The organism is Amycolatopsis sp. GM8 (assembly GCF_021653975.1).
Lineage (GTDB): Bacteria > Actinomycetota > Actinomycetes > Mycobacteriales > Pseudonocardiaceae > Amycolatopsis_E.
In genome coordinates this window covers 1,137,755-1,154,431 of the sequence record NZ_JAJKFK010000002.1, presented here as the reverse complement: position 1 = coordinate 1,154,431, position 16,677 = coordinate 1,137,755, and the positions used below count along the sequence as shown (strand labels likewise).

The window sequence follows — 16,677 nt, the reverse complement described above, 5'->3', positions numbered from 1 at the left end:
CCACCGAGGTCGAATCCGCCCTCGTCTCCCACCCCACCGTCGCCGAGGCCGCCGTGGTCGGCGCCACCGACCCGACCACCGGGCAGGGCATCGTCGCGTTCGTCATCCTGCGCGGCAACGCCGCCGATGGTGGTGAACAAGCCGTCCAAGACCTCCGCAACCACGTCGCCAAAGAAATCGGCCCCATCGCCAAACCCCGCCAAATCATGATGGTCGCCGAACTCCCCAAAACCCGCTCCGGCAAAATCATGCGCCGCCTCCTGCGCGACGTCGCCGAAAACCGCCAAATCGGCGACGTCACCACCCTCGCCGACTCCACCGTCATGGACCTCATCTCCACCGGCCTGAAGTCGGGCAAGGGCGAGGACTGAGCCCTGGTGGGACCCGGTGTTCCCAAAGTCGAACACGTGTTCTAGGATCTTGGCCGTCGTACCCCCACGAAGAGGGAGACCGCACCCGCATGAGCTTGGAGACCACCACCGCCCCGCAAGAGGCGACCGACGAGGAGGCCCCGGAGAACGGGGTCGCCCCCGTCGCGGAGAACGCGGACGAGCCCACCGCTGAAGAGCCGAAGCCGAAGCGGGGCCGTCCGAAGGCCGCCGCCGCCCGCAAGACCCGCACTGTCGAGCTGACGCTCACCGTGACCGGTTCGGCCGACGGTGACTGGCAGGCGGAGCTGAAGCACGGCAGCACCTGGGTGGCGCGCGGCCTGGCCATCTCGGCCTCGGCCGTGTCCCGCGCGGCCAAGGAGCTGCACGGTGACCTCTCGACGCCGATCGACGAGGTCATCAACGAGGCCCGCGAACAGCAGAAGGCCAAGGTCGCGCTGCTCGAGGCCGAGTTGCAGGAGGCCAAGCAGGCCCTGGCCGACCTGGACGCCTAGCCAACACGAGGCGTACTAACTAGAGTTCCCCCAAGGCTCGCCGGGGGCCGATGTCCACTCGATCAGGCATCGGCTCCCGGCGTTCTGTTCGTCCGGGATGTCCCACACGAGTCCGCAGGCTCCCGCAGTTCGGCGAGAAATAGCTTCGATAATTGCTTAGGATAGCCGAATCTAAGTGAGGCAGACCTATTTTCGCCGAAATAAACATAGCACCGATTCTGTGCTTCAATAATGCCGTGACGGAGACTCAGGACGCCACTTCCATGCACGCGCACGAGCCGCACCACGAAGGCTTCGGCAGCAGGCTGAACTGGCTGCGTGCCGGGGTTCTCGGTGCCAACGACGGGATCGTGTCGGTGGCCGGCATCGTGGTCGGGGTGGCGGGCGCCACCACCGATCACATCGCGGTGCTGATGGCCGGAATCGCCGGGCTGGTCGCGGGCGCGCTTTCGATGGCGGGCGGCGAATACGTCTCGGTGAGCACCCAGCGCGATACCGAACGCGCGATGCTCCGGCGGGAAAAAGAAGAACTGAAAACAATGCCGGAGGCCGAGGAGCGGGAGCTCGCCGACATCTACCAGGAGAAGGGCCTTTCGCCCGAGCTCGCGGCCCAGGTCGCCAGGGCGCTGACCGAGAAGGACGCGCTGCAGGCGCACGCCCAGGCCGAGCTGGGCATCGACCCCGACGAGCTGACGAGCCCGTGGCAGGCGGCCTGGGCGTCACTGGTGGCGTTCTCGATCGGCGCACTGCTGCCACTGCTCGCGATCACACTCCCGCCGCTCTCGTGGCGGATCTGGACGTGCGTCCTGGCCGTGGCCGCCGGGCTGTTCCTCACCGGCTACGTCAGCGCCCGCCTCGGCGACGCGCGCGCCCGCCGGGCGGTGCTGCGCAATGTCGGGGTCGGGCTGCTGACGATGCTCGTCACCTACGGGGTCGGCGCCCTGTTCGGGGTGGCGGTGCACTAGCGCACGCCGGACATCAGCTTCCGGACGAAGGGGCTGAACACCGCGAGCAGCGCGCCGATCACGACGGCGACCGCGCCGAGGATCCCGAAGTACGGCGTCTCGTTGTCCGCGCTGTAGTACTGCGCGAGCGAGCCGGAAAGCGCCGTGCCCAGCGAGACCGACAGGAAGAACAGCGCGACCATCTGCGTGCGGAAGGCCTCGGGCGCGAGCTTCGTCGACAGCGAAAGGCCGACCGGCGAAAGCATCAGCTCGGCGACCGTGAACACGAGCAGGATCCCGACCAGGCCCAGCAGCGGCGCGCTGTTCGGCCCGCCGCCCGCCATCGGCAGGAACAGCAGGAACGCGACCCCCATGATGGCGGTGCCCAGCGCGAACTTGATCGGCGTCGAGGGCTGGCGCGCCGCCAGCTTCGTCCACAGTGCCGCGAACACCGGGGCGAGCACGATGATGAAGATCGGGTTGATCGACTGCACCCAGGACACCGGCATCTCCCAGCCGAACAGGTGCCGGTCCAGGCGCTTGTCCGAGTACACCTCGACGACGGTGAACTGCTGCTGGTACAGCGCCCAGAAGGCGGTGCTGGCGACGAACATCGGGATGAACGAGAGCACCCGCCTGCGCTCCACCGCGGTGATCTTCCGGCTGGTCAGGATCACCGCGAAGTAGATCACCGCGGCGATCGCCACGATCCACACCACGACGTCGGACAGGTTCGCCGCGGTCACCGCGCCGGTGAGCAGCGCGACCACGATGGCGGCGACGAGCACCACGAGCACGCCCGCCGCGTGCGGCCGGTTCGCGGCCGGCAGCGGGTTCGGCACGCTGCGCGCCGAGTCGGGCAGGTTGCGCCGGCCGAGGGTGTACTGGACCAGGCCGAGCGCCATGCCGATCGCGGCGAGCCCGAACCCGAGGTGGAAGCCGACGTTGCTCTGCGCGAGGCCGGTGAGCAGCGGTCCAACGAAGGCGCCGAGGTTGATGCCCATGTAGAAGAGGCTGAACCCGCCGTCGCGCCGTTCGTCGTGCTCGCCGTAGAGCGTGCCGACGACCGACGTCGCGTTGCCCTTGAGCCCACCGCTGCCGAGCGCGACGCACACCAGGCCGACGCCGACCCCGGTGCAGCCGGGCAGCACCGCGAGCGCGATGTGCCCGATCATGATCAGGACGGCGCTGTAGAACAGTGTCCGCTCGGCGCCGAGCAGCCGGTCGGCGATCCAGGCGCCGGCGATCGTGGACAGGTACACCAGCCCGCCGTACGCGCCCACGATGCTGGTGGCCGTGGTCTCCGGCATCGCGAGACCGCCGTCGGCGACCGAGTAGTACAGGTAGATGGGGAGGATGCCGAGCATCCCGTAGTAGGAGAAGCGCTCCCACATCTCGACACCGAACAGGTTCGCGAGCCCTAGTGGGTGCCCGAAGAACCTGGTGTCCCGTTTGGCCTCGGTAGAGGTAGCCATGCGCCGACGGTCCTTTGTGGTCTGGATATTGTTGGCGATTCACATACTAGGACGGCCGTACTGTTGCCACGCAGGTGGCAGGTAACCTGGAAACAGGTGCGCCGGGAAGGCTGGTCGGCAGAGTGAGCCGACCGACCCCTGGAGCCGCCGTGCAGAAGCCCCGCGCTGTCGCGGAATTCGTCCGTTACCTGCGCACCGAGACCACCGGCGGGATGATCCTGCTCGCCGCCACGGCCATCGCGCTGTTGTGGGCGAACTCCCCGCTGAGCGGCGCTTACCGGGCCGTGCGTGATTTTCCGCTCGGGCCGCATTTCCTGCACCTGGACCTGACGATCGGCGACTGGGCCAAGGACGGGTTGCTGGCCCTGTTCTTCTTCGTCGCGGGGCTGGAACTGAAGCGCGAACTGGTGGTCGGCGAGCTGTCCCGGCTCAAGCAGGCCGTGCTGCCGGTCGTCGCCGCGCTCGGCGGGATGGTCGTCCCGGCCCTGGTGGTGCTGGCCGTCGCGTGGGGCGCGCCGGGGATCGAGCGGGGCTGGGCGATCCCGGTGGCGACCGATATCGCGTTCGCCCTCGGCGTGCTGGCACTGACGGCTTCGAACCTGCCCAGCAGCACGCGGGTCTTCCTACTGTCGCTGGCGGTGGTCGACGACCTGGGCGCCATCGTCGTCATCGCCGTGCTGTTCACGACGAGCTTCAACCTGATCGCCGCGGCGGTCGCGGTGCTGGCACTGGTGCTGTACGCCTGGCTGCAGCACCGCCGGGTGCGCACACCGTGGATCTACGTGCCGCTCGCCGTGATCACCTGGGTCGCCGTGCACACGACCGGCGTCCACGCGACGATCGCCGGGGTCGCACTCGGCCTGCTGACCCGGGTGCGGCCGGACCCGGACGAGGACGAGGCGCCCGCGATCCGGCTCGAGCACCGGCTGCAGCCGTGGTCCGCCGCCGTCGCCGTCCCGCTGTTCGCGCTTTTCGCGGCCGGAATCGAGATCAACGCCCAGTCGCTGGGCGAGGTGTTCACGACGGCATTGCCACTCGCCGTCGTGCTCGGGCTCGTGGTGGGCAAGCCGGTCGGCATCCTCGGCGCGTCCGCGCTTGCCGTGTCGCTCGGCGTCGCGGAACGACCGCGCGGCACCGGCTGGCGCGATCTGGCCGCGTTGTCGCTGCTCGGCGGGGTCGGCTTCACCGTGAGCCTGTTGATCTCCGAACTCGCCCTCACCGGCGAAGGCAGTGAGCGGGCGAAGGCGGCGGTGCTGCTGGCCTCCGCGATCGCGTCGCTCGGGGCAGCCGGTTTGTTGCTCCGGCGCAACAAAATGCACGGCGCGCGGGAGGACTGACCGAGCCCGGCCCGGCGGCACATGGCACGATGGCCCCCGTGAGCAGCCAGGAGCACGAACGCAACGGCCCAGACGGCCTCGGGGCCGTGCCCTATATCCCCCTGTCGAGTGACGACGGCGCCGAAGCGGGCGGGCAGTCCATCGGGAGCCTCGTCAGCCAGGCCACGCAGCACCTGTCGACGCTGGTGCGCGCCGAGGTCGAGCTGGCGAAGTCGGAGGTCACCGGCGAGGTCAAGAAGGGCCTCAAGGGCAGCGTCTTCTTCGTCATCGCCGGCGTGATCGCGCTCTACAGCTCGTTCTTCTTCTTTTTCTTCGCGGGCGAACTGCTGTCCGAATGGCTCAAGCGCTGGGCCGCCTTCCTCATCGTGTTCGCCGCGATGCTGGTGACGGCTTTGCTCTTCGGGTTCCTCGGGTTCCGCAAGCTGAAGAAACTGCGCGCACCCGAACGAACGATCACCAGCGTCAAGGACACCGCCGCGGCACTCAAGCCCCGGCGGGAGGCTGTCGCCGACCACAGCTGACGTTCGCGCCGACCGTGCAGCCGCCCGATCCGTCGTCCGTCCGGATTGACGGGCCCTGGACGCACCACGACGTGTCCGCCAACGGCATCCGGCTGCATGTCGCCGAGGCGGGCAGCGGGCCGATGGTGCTGCTGCTGCACGGGTTCGCGGAGTTCTGGTGGGCGTGGCGGCATCAGCTGGTCTCACTCGCCGAAGCCGGGTTCCGGGTGGTCGCCGCGGACCTGCGTGGCTACGGGGATTCGGATAAACCGCCGCGCGGCTACGACGCGTGGACTCTCGCCGGTGACGTCACCGGGCTCATCCGCGCGCTCGGCGAGCGCCGGGCGCATCTCGTCGGGCACGCCTGGGGCGGCATGCTCGCCTGGACCGCCGCGTCGCTGCATCCGCGATTCGTCGCGTCGGCGAGCGTGCTGGGCGGCGCGCATCCGCTGGCGTTCCGGGCAGCCGTCGCCGGGACAGCGCTGCGGCGCCGGCAGCGCAGCCAGACCCGGGCGATGATGCACCTGTTCCGGTTCCAGCTGCCGATCGCCCCGGAACGCCGGCTCGTCGCCGAGGACGCCGCGTTCGTGGAACGGCTGATGCGCGCCTGGTCAGGTCCACAATGGACACACACCGAGGATTTCGCCGACACCGTGCACAGATTCCGGCGGGCGATGCTCGTGCCCGGGGTGGCGCACAGCGCGCTGGAGTACTACCGGTGGGCTTTCCGCGCCCAGTTCCGCGGCGAGGGCCGGCGCTTCACCGACGACGTCGGGCTGCGGGTGACCGTCCCCGTGCTCCAGATCCACGGCGACGCCGACTCCTGCATACTGCCCGAGACCGCCCGCGCGTCGGCGCCATGGCAGGGGCCGCACTCCCGGTTCGAGTCACTCGCCGGCGTCGGGCACTTTCCACATCTGGAGGACCCGGCGCGCACCGACAAGGCACTGCTCGGGTTCCTGACCCGCAGTTAGGCCGCGCAGGAGCCGGTGCTGACCCGGGCGCTCATCGTGGGCGCCGCGTCGATCACGGACGAAACCTGCTTGGCGGTGAGGGTGAAGCCGGTGTCCGCGTCCTCGACCGAGGCACCGAACACGACACCGACGACCTGGCCCTCCGGGTTCACCAGCGGACCGCCGGAGTTGCCGCTGCGCACCTGCGCACGGATGGTGAACACGTCCCGCCGCACGGTGCGCGCGTCGTAGATGTCCGGGCCCTGCAACGTGATCTCGTTACGGATGCGGCCCGCGGTCGCGGTGTACGGGCCGTCGAGGGGGTAACCGAGCACGATCGCGCTGTCGCCCGCCTTCCCGGCCACACTGGCCACGTTCAGCGGCGCCGCCTGGAGCCGCGGCACGGCGAGCACCGCGACGTCGACCTCCGGGTCGAAGTAGACGACCCGCGCCGGCAGCCGGCCCTGCGGCGTCTCGACCGCTGTCTCGTCGGTCCCGGCCACGACGTGCGCGTTGGTCATCACCCGCTGCGGGGCGACGACGAAACCACTGCCCTCCAACGCCCGCGAGCAGGACGTGGCGGTACCGCGGATCTTCAGCACGCTCCCGTGCAACTGCTGCACGACAGCGCTGCTCTGCAGGCTGGTGTCCGGCGGCGCGATCTCGTTGATCTGCGTCTTCTGGAACGGGTCCACAATGGACGGAAAGCCGGAGACGTCGAGCAGCTTGCGCAGGTCGGCGGGCAGCCCCTCGGCCGCGGACGGCATCGCCTTGTCGACCGCGCCGAGCACCGCCGAGTTGTTGATCGCCTTGGCCAGGCCCGGCAGCGCCGCGACCCCGGTCAGCGGCACCGCGATCAGCCAGGCGACGACGAACACCACGATGGCCTGCACGATCGCGCCGAGCGTCTGGTCGATACCGGTGAGCTTGTCGGTGTTGACCCGGCTCTTGACGGCGTGCTTGATCCGCCGCCCGACCCACACGCCGAGCGTTTCGCCGAGCGCGACCAGGAACACGACGACCGCGACCGCGAAGGCCACCTTGGCGGCCGGGTTCCCGAAAAGCTCCACGATGAACGGCGCGATCCGGATGCCGAGCACGGCCCCGCCGATCACCCCGACCAGCGCGGGCAGCGCGATCACGACGCCCTGGCGCGCGCCGGAGATGGCGGCGAGCAACGCCAGGACGATCACCAGGATGTCGACCCAGTTCATCGTGTCTCCCATTCGTGGTCGCGCAGTGCCGCTTCGAGATCGCGGACGTCGCCGCGGTCCCAGTCGCGCTCCCACCCGGCGAGGGAGAGCAGCACGGACAGCAGCCCGGCGGTGAACCCCCAGACGAACAGGCCGTCCACCGCGAACGCCGGGCCCATATGACCCGCTCGGCGCACCTGGAACCGGTTTCCCGGTTCGACCAGATCGCTGATGGCCACCCTGGCCACGGCCGCGGTCTCGGCCGGATCGACGGCGTGCACCGGCGACGGAGTCTGCCAGTGCGCCAGTACCGGTGTGACAGCAAAACGCGAGACGGGCACGAAAAGTTCAGGCAGCACCGCGACCGGCCGCACGCCCACCGGGTCGACGCCCGTTTCCTCCTCGGCCTCGCGTAACGCCGTCCCGACCGGGCTGCCGTCACCGTCTTCAACGCCGCCGCCGGGGAACGCGACCTGGCCCGCGTGCGAGCCCAGGGTGGCGGCGCGACGCAGGAGCAGCACATCCGGCCCGCTCAGGCCCTCGGCGAAGAGGATGAGCACGGCGGCGGAGCGGCGGTAGCCGACTTCGGGCGGCACGAAGCGCGTGAACGTGCTCGAATCGAGCTCGCCACTGACCTCGACCAGCGGGCGCAGCCAGGCGGGCACGCTGCCCGGGTCGACCAGCGGACCGTTCACGAACCCTCCACGACTTTGCGCACCTCGTCAGGGTTGGCGAACAGGCGTGGGTTCTCGATGAGGCGCACCTGACCGTCGGCCGTGACCAGGTACGACGCCGGCAGCGAGGACGGCACCTTGAGCGCCGAACGCACCGGACCCGTCGTCCCGTCGCCGTCGAAGGCGCTCGGCAGGTGCACGCCGAGCCTGGTCAGCAGGGCGAGCCCGTCGGACTCGGAACTGGCCACCTGCACGGCCAGCACCTGCGCGGCGCCGGGTTCGGTGGCGTACCGCGCGAGCACGGGCAGCTCGGTCTTGCACGGCTCGCACCAGGTCGCCCAGATGTTCACCAGCGTGGTGTGCCCGGCGAGCGCGGTGCCGAGGTCGACGGTGGACCCGTCGCCGAGGCACTGCGCGGAAACACCCTTGAGCCGCGCGACCTCGCCGGTGCCGTGCGGGCAGGGCGCGAGCGCGGCCGACACCCGGGCCGCCGACAGGTCTGGTCCGGCGGTGTTCTGGGTCGAGGTGGTGCCGCGGGGCAGGACCGCGATGATCACGCCGAGGATCAGTACCCCGACGGCCAGTGCCCACTTCGTCGCGGTCGTCACCGGTCCCGCACCATCGCCAGGATGTGCTCCCGTTCGGGGCCCTTGACCAGCTTCGCGGCCTCGTCGAACTCGGTGGGCCCCGTGCCGAACGAGGGGCAGTCCTTCGCCAGCGGGCAGGCGCCGCAGGCCGGTTTGCGCGAGTGGCAGACGCGGCGGCCGTGGAAGATCACCCGGTTCGACAGCGGCGTCCAGTCCTTGCGCGGGATGAGCTCGCCGACCGCGTGCTCGACCTTCACCGGGTCCTCTTCGGACGTCCAGCCCCAGCGCCGCGAGAGGCGTCCGAAGTGGGTGTCGACCGTGATGCCGGGGGTGCCGAAGGCGTTGCCGAGCACGACGTTCGCGGTCTTGCGGCCGACGCCGGGGAGTGTGACGAGGTCGTTGAGCTTCCCCGGCACCTCGCCGTCGAAGCGCTCCACGAGCGCGGCGCCGAGACCGAGCACCGAATTCGCCTTCGCCCGGTAAAAACCGGTCGGGCGCAACATTTCTTCGAGCTCGGTCCGGTCCGCGGCCGCGTAGTCGGCGGCCGTCCTGAATTTCGCGAACAGCGCAGGCGTGACCTCGTTGACCTTCACGTCGGTGGTCTGCGCGGACAGCACGACGGCGACCAGTAGTTCCAGCGGATTGGTGAAGTCCAGCTCGGCGCGCGCGTCGGGAAATTCCTCGCCGAGGCAACGCAACATGCGCCGCGCGCGTCTCACGAGCGCGAGCCGGCTTTCCCCGTCCCCCTTCCGGGGGTCGTAACGAACAGCGGGTGGCACCCCGATAGCCTACGGAAGGCACCACGGGCGTTTTCCGGTGGCCGACACGGCCTGGCGCAGGAACCGAACCGATACAACCGAGGATCTGACTTAGATGACCGTCTGGTTCGTAGTAGCCGTGCCCCTCGTGATGATGTTCTTCGCACTGGCGATGGAGCGGGTCGAGAACCGCCTCAAGCATGTCGCCGTGCAGGAGGAAGAGGTCGAAGAGTTCCTCGAGCAGGCCCGGCCGAACGAGGTCCGGGCCCTTTACGGACATGGGATCGGGCGCGCGCTGGAGCTGTTCCGGTTGCGCCGGCTCGGCGGTCGCGCCTCGAAGCCGAAGACCCGCAGACCGCGCCGGGTCGGCGCGAGCTGACACCCACCCCAGGCGAGCCGGCCTGAAGCAGGCCGAGCCGACCAACCCCGCGGCCGACATGCGTTCGGCCGGTCGCGGTGACCGCCGGTCGGCTTGGTAACAAATCGACCCAGTAAGCTGGGCGATTGGACGAGATTGTCACCCACTCGCGCGGGCGTTGGACGCACGCCTTGTGGCGAGCCGCGCGGCGATCTCGCCCGAACGGCCTAGACTGCACGCAAGTGATCGGCGACACGCACCCCGTACCTGAACGGGTGCGAGAATCGCCACCGACGAGGAGGCACGAGGTGGACGAGACCCTGGCCCGGGCGGGCATCTTCCAGGGGGTGGAACCGGCCGCGGCCGAGGCGCTCGCGCAGACCTTGGACTCTGTGGAGTTCCCCCGGGGTCACGTGATCTTCACCGAGGGCGAGCCGGGCGACAAGCTGTACATCCTCCTGGCCGGCAAGGTCAAGATCGGTCGGAAGTCGCCGGACGGTCGCGAAAACCTGTTGTGGATCGCCGGCCCTTCGGACATGTTCGGCGAGCTGTCGATCTTCGACCCGGGCCCCCGCACCAGCAGCGCCACCACGGTCACCGATGTACGCGCGGTGAGCATGGACCGCCCGTCGCTGCGCAAGTGGATCTCGACGCGGCCGGAAATCGCGGAACAGCTACTGCGAGTGATCGCCCGTCGCCTGCGCCGCACGAACAACATGGTCGCCGAACTGATCTTCACCGACGTCCCGGGCCGAGTAGCCAGGGCACTCCTGCAACTGGCCCAACGCTTCGGCAGCCAAGAAGCAGGCATCCTGCGTGTCACCCACGACCTGACCCAAGAAGAAATCGCGCAGTACGTCGGCGCAAGCCGCGAGACCGTCAACAAGGCCCTCGCCGACTTCGCCCACCGAGGCTGGCTCCGCCTGGAAGGCAAAAGCGTCCTGATCCTGGACCCAGAGCGATTGGCCCGCCGCGCACGATAGAAGGCGAGAGGCCCCACCCACCGGCACCGCTCCGGGGGGTGCAGGGGGGCGGAGCCCCTCCTGCCGGGGGTTTGGGGGTTCGACCCCCAATGCAATGGACGACGTTCATCGGGGGAAGGCGCGCCAGCGCCGAACACGATGAACAGTGAACGGAGGGCCGGGCGCCACCCCCGACGTGGCGCACCGGCCCTTCGCTTCGCGCGGGCCATCCCCCGACGGACCGCGCTCCCCGCCCTCCGGATTTAAGGCCCCGACCCGATGCCCGGAGGGAGTTCTTCTGTTATGTCAACCATGCCACGGCCCCTACCCCGATTTTCAAGGCCGTTCACCCCGAAGGACGCTTCCGGGGGAAGTTCGTTGCGCGTTTCCGGGGAAAAATTCGGGGTCGTTACTCAACCGAAACCTTGATGGCCACCCGTGGTGATCGAAGTCGCCACCAAATAAGTGGTACCGGCGTACCAAAGAACGGCATACTGGTACCCATGTCCCAATCCGTGTCGCTCGCCGACTACCGCGCCGCGCTGACCACTCCCGGTACCGGCCGCCCGCTGGCGGCCTCGCTGCTGGCGCGCCTGCCGATCGCGATGATCGGCCTGTCGGCGCTGCTCTACGTGCAGCGGGAGACCGGATCGTTCGCGGCCGCCGGGCTGGTCTCGGCCGGCTCACTGGTCGGCGTGTCGGTGGGCTCGATCATCCAGGGCCGCCTCATCGACCGGCTCGGCCCGACCCGCCCGCTGCTGGTCGTGGTCGTACTGTTCGCCGTCGCGATGGCCGCGCTCACGTTCGCGATCGAGGCGCACGCGCCGACCCCGGTGCTGGTGCTGCTCGGTGGCGGGATCGGCATCACCGAACCGATGGTCGGCTCCGCCTCGCGGGCGCTGTGGGGGCGGCTGGTCACCGGCGAGGCCGCGAAGAACGCCGCGTTCTCCTACGAGGCGATCAGCATGGAGGTCTTCTTCATCCTCGGACCCGGTGTCGCCGGGCTGCTGGTCGCCGCGCCGTGGCCGGGCACCGGCATGGTCGCGGGCGGTCTGTGCATGGTCACCGGCGCGACGATGTTCGCGCTCAGCCCCGCCGTCCGCGCGTGGGGCCCGGCACCGTCGGCCCACCGGCCGCTGCTGGGTGCGCTCGCGAGCCCGGGTATGCGCACACTCGCGCTGGCCGCGCTGGGTTTCGGCATCGTGATCGGGTTCGTCGAGGTCGCCGTGCCGGCCGCCGCGACGGAGGCAGGGCGACCCGCGCTCGGCGGCGTGCTGTTGTCGGCCTGGTCGGTCAGCTCGGTCGCCTTCGGCATCGCGTTCAGCCTGCGCCCGTGGCCGCGCCGGATGTCGTTGCGGCTGCCCACCCTCCTCGCCGGGTTCGGCCTGCTCGTGGCGTTGCTCGCGTGGCCCTCGACGCTGTGGGGGCTGGCGCTGGCGATGCTCGTGGCCGGCGCGATGATCACCCCGCAGTCCGCGACCCATTCGGCGGCGATCGAGATCGTCGCGCCCGAGGGCACCGCCGCCGAGGCGTTCGGCTGGGTGCTCACCGCGGTCACCCTCGGCCTGGCGTTCGGCCAGTCGGTGAGCGGTTATCTCGTGGAGCGCTCCGGCCCGCCGGCCGCGTTCCTCGCGGCCAGTGTCTCCGCGCTGGTGGTCGCCGCGGTCGTGTGGTCGTTGCGGGCCACTGTGCGGGAGCCGGTGCGCGAGCGCGTTCTGGTCTAGCCGGCGGTCCGGTTGAGCTCGCTCAGCAGCCGGTCGAGCTCGCCGCCGTGCCAGGAGTTCGAGGAGAACCGCTCCTGCGCGACGCCGTGCCAGGGCTGCTCGCCGCCGCTGCCCGTCACGACGTAACCCTCCTCGGGCGCGACCAGCACGCCGATCTCGCGCACCGCGATGCCCTCGGCCGACAGCGCGGCGGAAACCGCTGCGACCTGCGAAGCAGGGACGGCCGTGACGAGGTTCCAGTCACCCCAGGTCTGCGCGAGATCGAACGGGCGGATCCCGGACTGCTCGCACACCGACTCGACGGCCGGGTCCAGCTGGATCTCCCCGTCCATCCGCACACCAAGATCGTTGGCCTCGCACAAGGTCCGCACGGTCGCGTAAAGCCCGTCGGACACGTCCATCGCCGCCCGGGCCGCACCGCTTTCGGCCAGCAGGCGCCCAGCGGTCAGCTCGGCGACCGGGCGGAACGCGCGATCGCGGACGTACTGGCGCGCCGCCGCAGGCAAGGTCGCCTTCTCCGCGACCAGCAAGGCCCACGCCCACAGGAATCCCGCCTGCCCGATCAGCAACAGACGGTCACCGGCCTTGGCTCCGACGCGGCTCAAGCGGCGGTCCCGCAGGCACTGGCCGACCGCGGTCGCCGACAACTGCATCTTGTCGCCGTCGCGCAGATCCCCGCCCACCACGCGGGTCCCGTGCTGACCGGCGCAGGCGTTGACGCCGTCGAGCAGCCGCTCGAACTCGTCCACGGTCATCTTTCCCGGCAGCGTGTAGTTGACGACCAGGCCCAGCGGGCTCGCCCCGGCCGCGGCCAGATCGGACAGGTTGACCGTGACCAGCAGCCAGCCGGTGTAGAAGAGATCGGTCTCGCCGAGGACGGTGACCAGCGGGGTGGGGCAACTGTCCGTGGTCGCGACGAGATCGCCGCCCGCACGATCCGGCAGCGGAACGCCCAGCACGGCGCTGTCGTCACCGAAACCGACGATGTCCGCGTAGCGCGGTTTCAGCAGTTGGGTCAGGATCCGTCTTTCGCCCAACTCGGAGAGCATCACGCGTCCTTCTCCCAACCTGTGACTACTTCCCGGACCAGCAGGTGGAAATCGCTTTCGGACAATGGCCGATTGGGTTGGTCGTCGCTTTGACCAGGTTCGCGATAGACCACGGTGGTCCGGGTCCGGTGTGGCCCCTGCACCACCACGGTCGCGGTCAGGCCATTGTCCACCAGAACCGCGGTGTGCACGATATCGCTGACGCAGGTGTAAATCCCGCCACGCCAAACGTGTGGCGTGCCGACTTTCTTGAGTTGCGCCTGACCATCGGCCTGTAACACCGCAGAGTTCTCCGGGTCCGCCCCATAGCGAAAGCGGTGGTACGGCCGGCCGCTCGCCGACTCCTCGTACTCGACCATGTGCATTCCACGGCCGGCCACGACCGTCGACGCGAAATCCCAGCGATGGCTGTGCGGGTTCGACTCACCGACGGCTTCACCTGCCACCGGCGGCCAGACGTGCAGCCGGATCCGGAAGTCCGACTCCGGGAAGATGTGCAGGGTGAGCTTGGCGAAACCGTTGGGATGCCAGTACGATCGCGCGACCGTCCTGGCCACCCATTCTTCGTCAGCACACGAGTTCAGCAACCAGGAACGGAACTCGGCGGGATGCGCGCAGACGTGACGAGCGCCCGCTCGCAATGTCTCGGGATCAGCCGGACCCGCGCCCAGAATCCCGGTCAGCTCAGTGAAGAAAAGCTGGTCGCCGGTGTCGGCGGCCGGTTCCGAACTCGAGTCTTTCCCCATTGTTCCTTATTCTCTCTGAGGGCCCAGCGAGGACATCGCGAAAGACGCCTCACGGAGCGCGGAAACCGCGTCGAGAGTCATCCAGATCGGCAGATCGCCACTACTCCACGCCCAGAGTCCGCGCTCACGATCGTACCGTTTCCACAATATGTCGAGCGCTTTGTGCATTCGAGCCGGCGGGAAACGGGGGGAGGTGGCGAGTGCCTGGATCACCCACGCGGCCGTGAAATGGCGGATGGGCACTCTGGTTGTCCCATTTCCATCCGGCCGCGGCCTGATCAGTTCTTCGGTGACGCCGTCGTCAGGGTGTTGCACCCCGACGAGCCATTGGACAGCTTCCTCGACGGCTTCGGTGACTTCGGGCCTGTCGTCCCGGTGGCGCCGGAAGTCGTTCAGCGCACACACCGCGCGCGCGGTGTGGACGACGGACGCCTCAGGTGCCACGAGTCCGGGCTCCTTCTTCTCCGGCCACAGCTTCCCTTCCCGGAAGTCGAGGCGGCTGTTGAGGAGATCTTCGACGAGTCGGTCGGCCAAGTGCCCATCCGGCCGAAGCCTCGCAACGGTGTGGAGCGCGGTCGACAGCAGGTACGGGCGTGTCGCGCTATCTGGACCCAATGATTTTTCCATGAGCAGCAACGCATCGTCGAGTGGCAAGGAGGTGCCGACCCGGAACAGAGCGTCGACGACGGCCGCCGTGATCTCCGGTTGCGACGAGCCGGCGCGGCCGGACCAGGTGCCATCCGGCGACCGCATCGCGAGCAGCCTGGCGGCAATGGAATGTAGGTTAATGTAGGGCTCGGCGACGGTGACCATTGCAACAAGGCCGTAGGCCGTGCTCAACGCTGTCGGGGACCTGTTCTCCTGCAGGTGGTGCTGCCAGCCGATCGGTTCGCCGTCCTCGTCGGTCGCCAGGTGATCAACCAGGCTCCGGCCCACTTTGCGGAACACCCCGGCCAACGAATCCTCGGTGACGATCACGGGCATGCCCACCGGGCGCTCCGCGTCCCGGGGCGACCGCGCCGCGTCCACCAGCTCTACCAGGGCATTCGCCGCGTTGAAGTGGCTGTCGAGCTGTCTCGCGTTCTGCGGTGACGGCAGGTACTTACCGGTCTCCCACTGCGCCAGATTCGCCCTCGCGACACCCACGATCTCCGCGGTCCGCGCTTGGGTCTCCCCAGCCTCACGGCGTAGTCGCTTCAGTTCGCGTCCGACGTACGCGACCGTCACCGGGTCCGGCCCAACGGCTACCGCCCTCCGGCTAGCCGATGTAGGATCCGAATACGGAGTCGACATAACAGAAACCTACTTTTTGTAGGCAAATGTAGGGCGGTACGATGTTGTCACGAGGCGCACACTACCGCAAGTCCTGGGGGTTCGATCGCCGGCGCGGCCTCCGCGTGTTACGCCGCGCTCGGTGGAAGGGGCTTGCCGCCGGCGGACGCTCCCCGCCGGAGCCTTGCGCGCTGATCCGGCTCGCGACGCCGGACGCGCGGACGCGCCGTGTCATCGCGCTGGCACGCGGCAGCACGACGCATCCCGCGCCCCGGCTCACCAGCGGCACGAAGCCGCTCATGCGCCAGGTGCGCCGGTGCTTCACCACCGGCGACCAGGCGCCTTCCCGAATCGCTTGCGAGAGCACTGGCAGGGCACCCGATGGACCAGATTAGTCCCCAAATCCACGACCGACCAGATTGGCTCGCCCGCCTGGTCGAGCGCCTCGACCACTGGTTGTTCGACGCCGAGGACGCACGGGCGAAGGCACGCGGCTGGCAGGTCCGCCGCCGTGGCTCGGGCCGCGTCTACCGGGATCCCCGGTGGGACCTCGTGCACGCGTGTGCGGCCTGCGCAGGCGAAGGCTGCGCGGCCTGCGACGGCATCGGCGTGATCCACGATCTGCCGGAACCACCTCCAATCCCGCAGCCGCGCGAATCCGCGCCGGACCGCGTTCGCTGGGAGGTGCGGCCATGAAGCAACCCGAACACCAACTCGCCGAACTGGCGCGCGCGCTGGCCCGGCCGAAACGCGCCAACCCGCTGGTGGCGCTTTACCACTGGCGCTACGAGATCGCGGCACTCGTCCTCGTGCCGTGGGGCCTGCTCGAACTCGACCGCGAGATCGGGTTGATCTGGTCGCTGGTGACCGTGGCGCTCATCATCGGCGCGCTGTATTACTGGCCCGCGGCGCGGCGTTTCAGCTGGCGCCGGGTGCGGGCGGTGATCGTGCAACACCGGCTCCGCACCGCGTTCCGGGCGACCCGGGTGAGCTCGGTGGACGGCCGGCGCCCGGCGATCCTGTGGACGAAACCGCGCGGCAGAACGATTTCCGTACTGCTGTTCTGCCCCGCCGGAGTCGGCGTCGACCTCATCCGCGACCGGCAACGCCTGCTGGCCGCGGCGTGCTTCGCCACCGACGTCCTGGTATCGCGGCACCTGAAGTACGCGCACCTGGTGACATTGACGATCAGATCATGCTGTGCCGATCGGAACCAATCCGACCAGCAGTCACGGCCATCCGCGTAGCGTAGGTCGGCTTCC

At 69.3% G+C, this 16,677-nt stretch carries 18 protein-coding genes and 1 pseudogene; 11 read left to right on the top strand and 8 right to left on the bottom strand.

What is annotated here, in order from left to right:
* From LOZ83_RS13140 to LOZ83_RS13130, 3 genes and pseudogenes are all read left to right on the top strand, one after another.
* Nucleotides 1-371: pseudogene (locus LOZ83_RS13140) on the top strand (acetyl-coenzyme A synthetase); the annotation flags it as partial.
* Nucleotides 372-460: 89 nt separating this feature from the next.
* Nucleotides 461-883: a DUF6319 family protein gene (locus tag LOZ83_RS13135; RefSeq protein WP_236790727.1), complete on the top strand. Its 423-nt coding sequence runs from the start codon at nt 461-463 to the stop codon at nt 881-883.
* Between the two features lie 236 nt (nt 884-1,119).
* Nucleotides 1,120-1,848 (top strand): VIT family protein, encoded by a 729-nt coding sequence (locus LOZ83_RS13130; RefSeq protein WP_236790726.1) that lies wholly within the window; start codon nt 1,120-1,122, stop codon nt 1,846-1,848.
* Here LOZ83_RS13130 and LOZ83_RS13125 read toward each other — a convergent pair.
* Complete coding sequence (locus LOZ83_RS13125; RefSeq protein WP_236790725.1) at nt 1,845-3,302, bottom strand: peptide MFS transporter; 1,458 nt, start codon at nt 3,300-3,302, stop codon at nt 1,845-1,847. The genes LOZ83_RS13130 and LOZ83_RS13125 overlap by 4 nt on opposite strands.
* A gap of 149 nt (nt 3,303-3,451) precedes the next feature.
* On the opposite strand from LOZ83_RS13125, the gene nhaA reads away from it, so the two are divergent.
* Genes nhaA through LOZ83_RS13110 form a run of 3 tightly spaced genes read left to right on the top strand, consistent with a single transcriptional unit; the run spans nt 3,452 to nt 6,113 of the window.
* On the top strand, nt 3,452-4,639 hold the full coding sequence (nhaA, locus tag LOZ83_RS13120) for a Na+/H+ antiporter NhaA (protein ID WP_308190210.1): 1,188 nt from the start codon (nt 3,452-3,454) through the stop codon (nt 4,637-4,639).
* Nucleotides 4,640-4,668: 29 nt separating this feature from the next.
* Nucleotides 4,669-5,160, top strand: a complete 492-nt coding sequence (locus LOZ83_RS13115; RefSeq protein WP_236790724.1) for a phage holin family protein — start codon at nt 4,669-4,671, stop codon at nt 5,158-5,160.
* A gap of 14 nt (nt 5,161-5,174) precedes the next feature.
* Nucleotides 5,175-6,113, top strand: coding sequence for an alpha/beta fold hydrolase (locus LOZ83_RS13110; RefSeq protein ID WP_236790723.1), 939 nt, complete (start codon nt 5,175-5,177; stop codon nt 6,111-6,113).
* On the opposite strand, the gene LOZ83_RS13105 is transcribed toward LOZ83_RS13110, so the two are convergent.
* From LOZ83_RS13105 to nth, 4 genes are read right to left on the bottom strand one after another with little or no spacing between them, the layout of a single operon-like run.
* Nucleotides 6,110-7,306, bottom strand: coding sequence for a MarP family serine protease (locus LOZ83_RS13105; protein WP_236790722.1), 1,197 nt, complete (start codon nt 7,304-7,306; stop codon nt 6,110-6,112). The genes LOZ83_RS13110 and LOZ83_RS13105 overlap by 4 nt on opposite strands.
* Nucleotides 7,303-7,980, bottom strand: coding sequence for a CoA pyrophosphatase (locus LOZ83_RS13100; protein ID WP_236790721.1), 678 nt, complete (start codon nt 7,978-7,980; stop codon nt 7,303-7,305). Before LOZ83_RS13100 ends, LOZ83_RS13105 begins: the two co-directional genes overlap by 4 nt.
* Nucleotides 7,977-8,567 carry a TlpA disulfide reductase family protein gene (locus LOZ83_RS13095; protein WP_236790720.1) on the bottom strand — a complete coding sequence of 197 codons (591 nt, stop codon included), beginning with the start codon at nt 8,565-8,567 and terminating at the stop codon, nt 7,977-7,979. Before LOZ83_RS13095 ends, LOZ83_RS13100 begins: the two co-directional genes overlap by 4 nt.
* A complete protein-coding gene (gene nth, locus LOZ83_RS13090) occupies nt 8,564-9,247 on the bottom strand; it encodes an endonuclease III (protein ID WP_236790799.1) in 684 nt (227 codons plus the stop codon). Before nth ends, LOZ83_RS13095 begins: the two co-directional genes overlap by 4 nt.
* Nucleotides 9,248-9,419: 172 nt before the next feature.
* Here nth and LOZ83_RS13085 point away from each other — a divergent pair, with 172 nt between their 5' ends.
* The 3 genes from LOZ83_RS13085 (at nt 9,420) to LOZ83_RS13075 (ending at nt 12,348) form a co-directional block, all read left to right on the top strand.
* Entirely contained in the window at nt 9,420-9,683 is a 264-nt protein-coding gene (locus tag LOZ83_RS13085) for a hypothetical protein (RefSeq protein ID WP_236790719.1), read from the top strand.
* 287 nt (nt 9,684-9,970) lie between these two features.
* Nucleotides 9,971-10,645: a Crp/Fnr family transcriptional regulator gene (locus LOZ83_RS13080; RefSeq protein WP_236790718.1), complete on the top strand. Its 675-nt coding sequence runs from the start codon at nt 9,971-9,973 to the stop codon at nt 10,643-10,645.
* Nucleotides 10,646-11,127: 482 nt separating this feature from the next.
* Nucleotides 11,128-12,348 carry an MFS transporter gene (locus LOZ83_RS13075; RefSeq protein ID WP_236790717.1) on the top strand — a complete coding sequence of 407 codons (1,221 nt, stop codon included), beginning with the start codon at nt 11,128-11,130 and terminating at the stop codon, nt 12,346-12,348.
* On the opposite strand, the gene LOZ83_RS13070 is transcribed toward LOZ83_RS13075, so the two are convergent.
* From LOZ83_RS13070 to LOZ83_RS13060, 3 genes are read right to left on the bottom strand one after another with little or no spacing between them, the layout of a single operon-like run.
* Complete coding sequence (locus LOZ83_RS13070; RefSeq protein WP_236790716.1) at nt 12,345-13,397, bottom strand: thiamine-monophosphate kinase; 1,053 nt, start codon at nt 13,395-13,397, stop codon at nt 12,345-12,347. The genes LOZ83_RS13075 and LOZ83_RS13070 overlap by 4 nt on opposite strands.
* On the bottom strand, nt 13,397-14,143 hold the full coding sequence (locus LOZ83_RS13065) for a hypothetical protein (protein ID WP_236790715.1): 747 nt from the start codon (nt 14,141-14,143) through the stop codon (nt 13,397-13,399). The genes LOZ83_RS13070 and LOZ83_RS13065 overlap by 1 nt, the downstream gene beginning before the upstream one ends.
* 6 nt (nt 14,144-14,149) lie before the next feature.
* Nucleotides 14,150-15,370: a helix-turn-helix domain-containing protein gene (locus LOZ83_RS13060; protein ID WP_236790714.1), complete on the bottom strand. Its 1,221-nt coding sequence runs from the start codon at nt 15,368-15,370 to the stop codon at nt 14,150-14,152.
* 426 nt (nt 15,371-15,796) lie between these two features.
* Here LOZ83_RS13060 and LOZ83_RS13055 point away from each other — a divergent pair, with 426 nt between their 5' ends.
* Nucleotides 15,797-16,111, top strand: a complete 315-nt coding sequence (locus LOZ83_RS13055) for a hypothetical protein (RefSeq protein WP_236790713.1) — start codon at nt 15,797-15,799, stop codon at nt 16,109-16,111.
* Nucleotides 16,108-16,662 (top strand): hypothetical protein, encoded by a 555-nt coding sequence (locus LOZ83_RS13050; protein WP_236790712.1) that lies wholly within the window; start codon nt 16,108-16,110, stop codon nt 16,660-16,662. Before LOZ83_RS13055 ends, LOZ83_RS13050 begins: the two co-directional genes overlap by 4 nt.
* The last annotated feature ends 15 nt before the right edge of the window (nt 16,663-16,677 follow it).